Source organism: Streptomyces sp. NPDC051041 (assembly GCF_044456065.1).
Classification (GTDB): Bacteria; Actinomycetota; Actinomycetes; order Streptomycetales; family Streptomycetaceae; genus Streptomyces; species Streptomyces glaucus.
In genome coordinates this window covers 157535-164524 of the sequence record NZ_JBITFM010000014.1, presented here as the reverse complement: position 1 = coordinate 164524, position 6990 = coordinate 157535, and the positions used below count along the sequence as shown (strand labels likewise).

3 protein-coding genes and 1 pseudogene are annotated in these 6990 nt (G+C 71.5%); all 4 read left to right on the top strand.

Features of this window, described 5'->3' with window-relative positions:
• Positions 1-894, top strand: a pseudogene (locus ACIBAI_RS21675) (alpha-1,4-glucan--maltose-1-phosphate maltosyltransferase); the annotation flags it as partial.
• The gene (treS, locus tag ACIBAI_RS21670; protein WP_399036480.1) at positions 891-2591 is read left to right on the top strand and encodes a maltose alpha-D-glucosyltransferase; all 1701 of its coding nucleotides are present in this window, start codon (positions 891-893) and stop codon (positions 2589-2591) included. The pseudogene ACIBAI_RS21675 and the gene treS, both read left to right, overlap by 4 nt.
• A gap of 87 nt (positions 2592-2678) precedes the next feature.
• A complete protein-coding gene (locus tag ACIBAI_RS21665; RefSeq protein ID WP_399036478.1) occupies positions 2679-4109 on the top strand; it encodes a maltokinase in 1431 nt (476 codons plus the stop codon).
• Positions 4110-4151: 42 nt separating this feature from the next.
• Positions 4152-6989: a 1,4-alpha-glucan branching enzyme gene (gene glgB / locus ACIBAI_RS21660; protein WP_399036477.1), complete on the top strand. Its 2838-nt coding sequence runs from the start codon at positions 4152-4154 to the stop codon at positions 6987-6989.
• The last annotated feature ends 1 nt before the right edge of the window (position 6990 follow it).

Genomic DNA, 6990 nt, shown 5'->3' with positions numbered 1-6990 from the left:
GTGCTGCGGCACTGGATGGGCCACGGGGTGCGGATCTTCCGGGTGGACAATCCGCACACCAAGCCGGTGGTGTTCTGGGAGCGGGTGCTGGCCGATGTCCAGCGCACCGATCCTGACGTGATCTTCCTGGCGGAGGCGTTCACCCGTCCGGCGATGATGCACACCCTGGCCCGGATCGGTTTCCAGCAGTCCTACACCTATTTCACCTGGCGCAACACCAAGCAGGAGCTGACGGAGTACCTCACCGAGCTGACCGGTGAGGCGGCGGCCTACATGCGGCCGAACTTCTTCGCCAACACCCCCGACATCCTGCACGCCTATCTCCAGCACGGCGGCCGGCCCGCCTTCGAGGTCCGCGCGGTGCTGGCCGCCACCCTCTCCCCCTCCTGGGGCATCTACAGCGGCTACGAACTGTGCGAGAACACCCCGCTCAGGGAGGGCAGCGAGGAGTACCTCGACAGCGAGAAGTACCAGCTCCGCCCCCGCGACTGGGCCGCCGCCGAACGCGAGGGCCGCAGCATCGGCCCCCTGATCACCAAGCTCAACACCATCCGGCGGGACAATCCGGCCCTGCGCCAGCTGCGCGATCTGCACTTCCACCACGCCGACAAGGACGCGGTGATCGCGTACTCCAAGCGGAAGGGTTCGAACACGGTTCTGGTGGTCGCCAACCTCGACCCCCACCACACCCAGGAGGCCACGGTCTCGTTGGACATGCCGCAACTCGGCCTGGACTGGCACGAGTCGGTGCCGGTGCGCGACGAGCTCACCGGCGAGACCTATCACTGGGGCAGGACCAACTATGTGCGCCTCGAACCGGGCCATCGGCCCGCGCACGTCTTCACGGTTCTGCGACCGTCCACCCCGCAGATCGGAGGGTCACCCACAAAATGATCGTCAACGAGCCCGTTCCGGACACCTTCGAGGACACGCCCGCCAAGGACCGGGATCCGGAGTGGTTCAAACGCGCCGTCTTCTACGAGGTCCTCGTCCGCTCCTTCCAGGACAGCAACGGCGACGGCGTCGGCGACCTGAAGGGTCTGACCGCCAAGCTCGACTACCTGCAGTGGCTGGGCGTCGACTGCCTGTGGCTGCCGCCCTTCTTCAAGTCGCCGCTGCGCGACGGCGGCTACGACGTCTCCGACTACACCGCCGTGCTGCCCGAGTTCGGCGACCTGGCCGACTTCGTGGAGTTCGTCGACGCCGCCCACCAGCGCGGCATGCGGGTGATCATCGACTTCGTCATGAACCACACCAGCGACCAGCACCCCTGGTTCCAGGAGTCGCGCAAGGACCCCGACGGGCCGTACGGCGACTACTACGTGTGGGCCGATGATGACAAGCAGTACCAGGACGCGCGGATCATCTTCGTCGACACCGAGGTCTCCAACTGGACCTACGACCCGGTGCGCAAGCAGTACTACTGGCACCGCTTCTTCTCGCACCAGCCGGACCTGAACTACGAGAACCCGGCCGTGCAGGAGGAGATGATCTCCGCCCTGAAGTTCTGGCTGGACCTGGGCATCGACGGCTTCCGGCTGGACGCGGTGCCGTACCTGTACCAGGAGGAGGGCACCAACTGCGAGAACCTCCCGGCGACGCACGCCTTCCTGAAGCGGGTGCGCAAGGAGATCGACGCCCAGTATCCCGACAAGGTGCTGCTGGCGGAGGCGAACCAGTGGCCGGAGGACGTCGTCGACTACTTCGGCGACTTCGCCTCCGGCGGCGACGAGTGCCACATGGCCTTCCACTTCCCGGTCATGCCGCGCATCTTCATGGCCGTCCGCCGCGAGTCCCGCTACCCGGTCTCCGAGATCCTCGCCAAGACCCCGGCCATCCCCTCGGGCTGCCAGTGGGGCATCTTCCTGCGCAACCACGACGAGCTGACCCTGGAGATGGTCACCGACGAAGAACGCGACTACATGTGGGCCGAGTACGCCAAGGACCCCCGGATGCGCGCCAACATCGGCATCCGCCGCCGCCTCGCGCCCCTGCTGGACAACGACCGCAACCAGATCGAGCTGTTCACCGCCCTGCTGCTCTCCCTGCCGGGCAGCCCGATCATCTACTACGGCGACGAGATCGGCATGGGCGACAACATCTGGCTCGGCGACCGGGACGCGGTGCGGACCCCGATGCAGTGGACCCCGGACCGCAACGCCGGTTTCTCGTCGTGCGACCCGGGGCGGCTCTTCCTGCCGACGATCATGGACCCGGTCTACGGCTACCAGGTCACCAACGTCGAGGCGGCCATGGCCTCGCCGTCCTCGCTGCTGCACTGGACCCGGCGGATGATCGAGATCCGCAAGCAGAACGTGGCCTTCGGCCTGGGCTCCTACACCGAACTGCCCTCCTCCAACCCGGCGGTCCTGGCCTTCCTGCGGGAGTACGAGGACGACCTGGTGCTGTGCGTGAACAACTTCTCGCGTTTCGCGCAGCCCACGGAGCTGGATCTGAGCGCCTTCGAAGGGCGCCACCCGGTCGAGCTGTTCGGCGGGGTCCGCTTCCCGGCCATCGGCGAACTGCCGTATCTGCTCACCCTCGGTGGCCACGGCTTCTACTGGTTCCGGCTCCGCAAGGACGCCGCGTAGAACCCCGGGGCGGGGCGGTTTCCCCCGCCCCGCCCCGGGGCACGCGACAGTAACACCGCGCCGACCCGGGGAAAGGACGCGACGCCCATGTCGGAAGCCGCCACCCCTACTGTCACCGCTCCGCCCGGCCTCCTGGCGTCACTGGATCCCCTGTTGCGCGAGTGGCTGCCGCGGCAGCGCTGGTTCGCGGGCAAGGGGCGACCGGTCACCGGGTTCTCGCTGGTCGCGGCCACCGAGCTGCTGCCGTCCCCCAGGCTCCCGGCTCCGCTCGGGCAGGGCGGGGCCCCCCTCTCCCGCCTGGGCCTGTACCACCTGCTGGTGCGCGCCCACCAGCCGCTGGTGCCCGCCCCCGGCGCGCCCGAGCAGCCCGGCGACTGCTACCAGCTGCTCATAGGCGTGCGCGAAGCGCTGCCCCCCAGGCTGGCGCCCGCGCTCATCGGCCATGTGACCGAGGGACCGCTGGCCGGACGGACGGTCTACGACGCCCTGTACGACGCCCGGCCCGCCGAGGTGCTCCTGGAGGCGCTGCGCACCCGGGCGCGCATCGGCCGGCTGCGTTTCGAGCGGGAGGCGGACCAGGAGATCCGCGCCGGTCTGGTGCCCCGTCTGATGACCGCCGAGCAGTCGAACTCCTCGGTCGTCTACGGAGATACGTTCATTCTCAAGCTGCTGCGCCGGATCGTGCCCGGCGTCAACCCCGACCTGGAGCTGCCGCTGGCGCTGGCCCGCGCGGGCTGCCCCCGGGTGCCGGCGCCCACCGCGTGGATGACGGCGGACCTGGCGGGCCGGCCGTGGGTCCTCGGCGTGCTCCAGCCGTACATGCAGGGCGCGACGGACGGCTGGGAGCTGGCGCTGCGGGAGCTGGCCAAGGGCGAGGACTTCGCCGCGGAGGCGCGGGCGCTGGGGCGGGCCACCGCCGAGGTGCACACCGCGCTCGCCCGTGCCCTGCCCACCGTCACTCTGGGCCACAGCCAGTTGCGGCAGCTGGTGGAGGGCATGGTCGAGCGGCTGGAGGCGGCCGTCCAGGCGGTGCCCGTGCTGCGGCCGTACGCGCCCGGGCTGCGCTCGGCGTTCACGGCACTGGACGACCTGGCCGCCGAGGGGCACACCTGGACCGCCCAGCGCGTGCACGGCGACCTGCACCTCGGCCAGTGCCTGCGCTCCCCGTCCGGCGAGTGGTCGCTGATCGACTTCGAGGGCGAGCCGGCCCGGCCGCTGGCCGAGCGGCGCATGCCGCAGCCGCCGGTGCGGGACATCGCGGGCATGCTCCGCTCCTTCGACTACGCCGCGCACTCGGCCGAGTCGCCCGTGCCGGGCTGGGCCGAGACGTGCCGGGCCGCGTACTGCTCCGGGTACGCGGAGGTGAGCGGCCGGGATCCGCGCACCGACCCGGTGATGCTGCGCGCCTACGAGACGGACAAGGCGATCTACGAAGTCGTGTACGAGGCACGGCACCGCCCCGACTGGCTCCCGGTCCCGCTGTCGGCGGTGCGCCGCCTCGCCACCGCCGGCGTCTGACCCGATCCACCCGACCCGACCCTCGCCGAGGAGGCTCCGCCCGTGACCCCCCGCCCTCCGTCCAGCGGTCCGCACCCGAAGAAGACGGCCGAGGAGGCCGGCGCCGAGCAGCCGGCGGCCGCGAAGAAGACGGCAGCCGCCACCGGGAAGACGGCGCAGAAAGCGACGCGGAAGACGGCGGCGAAGGCCGCGGAGGCCGTGCCGGAGACCGCGCTGCCGGAGCAGGCCACGACCCGGAGGAGGACGGCGGGGAAGGCCGCCGCGCAGGGGGTTCCGGCCCAGAAGGCCGCGGCGAAGAAGACCGCTGCCAAGAAGACCGCGGCCAAGAAGACCGCGGCGAAGAAAGCGGCGGTCGAGGAGACGGCCGCGAAGAGGACCGCGGCGCAGCGGACGGCGACGGAGAAGACCGTCGCGAAGAAGGCCACCGCGAAGAAGGCCGCGGCCGAGGAGACCGCTGCCAGGAAGGCCGCCGCGAAGAAGACCGCCGCCCAGAGGACCGCCGCGGGGAGGACGGCGGCCCGGCAGGCCGCGGTGCGGGAGCCGGTGGCCGCGGAGGCGACGGCCGGGAGGACGGCGGCGAGGAAGACGGCGGCCAAGAAGGCGCCGGGCAAGAAGGCGGCCGCGCGGAAGGCCGCGCCGGCGAAGGCGGCCGCGGCGGCGGAGCCCGTCCTCGCCGAGCCGCTGGAGGTCGCCGTCTCCCCCGCTCTCGACGCCGGCGACCGGGAGCGGCTGCTGCACGGCACGCACCACGATCCGCACTCCGTGCTCGGCGCCCACCCGGTGCCGGGCGGGGTCGCCTTCCGGGCGTTCCGGCCGTACGCGCGGTCGGTGACCGTCGTCTCCGGGGAGGTGCGGGCCGAGCTGCACGACGACGGGGACGGGTTCTTCTCCGGGCTGCTGCCGCTGACGGAGGTCCCGGCCTACCGGCTGCTGGTGGAGTACGAGGGGACGGTCCTGGACACCGAGGACGCGTACCGCTTCCTGCCCACGCTGGGCGACTTCGACCTGCACCTGATCGGCGAGGGCCGGCACGAGCAGCTGTGGCGGGCGCTCGGCGCGCACCCGATGACCCACCAGGGCGTGACCGGCACCCGGTTCGCGGTGTGGGCGCCGAACGCGCGCGGGGTGCGGGTGGCCGGCACCTTCAACTTCTGGGACGGCACCGGCTTCCCGATGCGGTCGCTCGGCTCCTCCGGCGTGTGGGAGCTGTTCGTGCCCGGCATCGGGGAGGGCGAGCTGTACAAGTTCGAGATCACCCGCCCCGACGGCTCCAGGACGCTGCGCGCCGACCCGCTGGCCCGCCGCACCGAGGTCCCGCCGGCCACCTCCTCCATCGTGCACGCCTCGCACTACGAGTGGGGCGACGAGGAGTGGCTGGCCGAGCGGGCCGGGACCCCGGCGCACGAGGCGCCCCTGTCGGTGTACGAGGTGCACCTGCCGTCCTGGCGCCCCGGGCTGACGTACCGCCAGCTGGCCGAGCAGCTGCCCGCGTACGTCAAGGACCTGGGGTTCACGCACGTGGAGCTGATGCCGGTCGCCGAGCACCCCTTCGGCGGCTCCTGGGGCTACCAGGTCACCGGTTTCTACGCCCCCACCGCCCGGCTGGGCACCCCCGACGACTTCAAGCACCTCGTGGACCGTCTGCACCAGGCCGGGATCGGCGTGATCATGGACTGGGTGCCGGCCCACTTCCCGCGCGACGACTGGGCGCTCGCCGAGTTCGACGGCCGCCCCCTGTACGAGCACGCGGACCCGCTGCGCGCCGCCCACCCCGACTGGGGCACCCTGGAGTTCGACTTCGGACGCAACGAGGTGCGCAACTTCCTCGTCGCCAACGCCGTGTACTGGTGCGAGGAGTTCCACATCGACGGGCTGCGCGTGGACGCCGTCGCCTCGATGCTCTACCTCGACTACTCGCGCGAACCGGGCCAGTGGACCCCCAACGAGCACGGCGGCCGGGAGAACCTGGACGCGGTGGCGTTCCTGCAGGAGATGAACGCGACCGTCTACCGGCGGTGCCCCGGCGTGGTGACGATCGCCGAGGAGTCCACCGCCTGGGACGGCGTCACCCGGGCCACCCACCACAAGGGCCCCAGCGGCTTCGGCGGGCTCGGGTTCGGGCTGAAGTGGAACATGGGCTGGATGCACGACTCGCTGCAGTACATGAGCCACGAGCCGGTCCACCGCAAGTACCACCACCACGAGATGACCTTCTCGATGGTGTACGCCTACAGCGAGAACTACGTGCTGCCGATCTCCCACGACGAGGTCGTGCACGGCAAGGGCTCGCTGGTGTCGAAGATGCCGGGCGACTGGTGGCAGCGGCGCGCCAACCACCGCGCCTACCTGGGCTTCATGTGGGCGCACCCGGGCAAGCAGCTGCTGTTCATGGGGCAGGAGTTCGCGCAGGGCGCGGAGTGGTCCGAGGCGCACGGCCCCGACTGGTGGCTGCTCGACCCGGGCTACGGCGCCGAACCGGACCACCGGGGGGTCAGGGACCTGGTCCGCGACCTCAACGCCGTCTACCGCGCCACCCCCGCCCTGTGGCAGTACGACACCCGTCCCGCCGGCTTCCGGTGGGTGGTGGGGGACGCCGCCGAGGACAACGTCCTCGCGTTCCTGCGGTTCGACGCGGACGGCGCCCCCCTGCTGGCGGTGTCGCACTTCTCCCCCGTGGTCCGCCACGACTACCGTCTCGGCGTCCCCGACGACGTGCCGGCCTGGCACGAGGTCCTGAACACCGACGCCGCGCGCTACGGCGGCAGCGACGTGGCCAACCCCGACCCGGTCAAGCCCGAGCCGCAGGGCTGGCACGGCCACCCGGCCAGCATCCGCCTGACGCTGCCGCCGCTGGCCACGGTGTGGCTGCGCCCGGCCTGAC

Excerpts from the sequence above, each read along its gene's own strand:
- treS (WP_399036480.1), top strand. The coding sequence starts at position 891 with ATGATCGTCAACGAGCCCGTTCCGGACACCTTCGAGGACACGCCCGCC.
- ACIBAI_RS21665 (WP_399036478.1), top strand. The coding sequence starts at position 2,679 with ATGTCGGAAGCCGCCACCCCTACTGTCACCGCTCCGCCCGGCCTCCTG.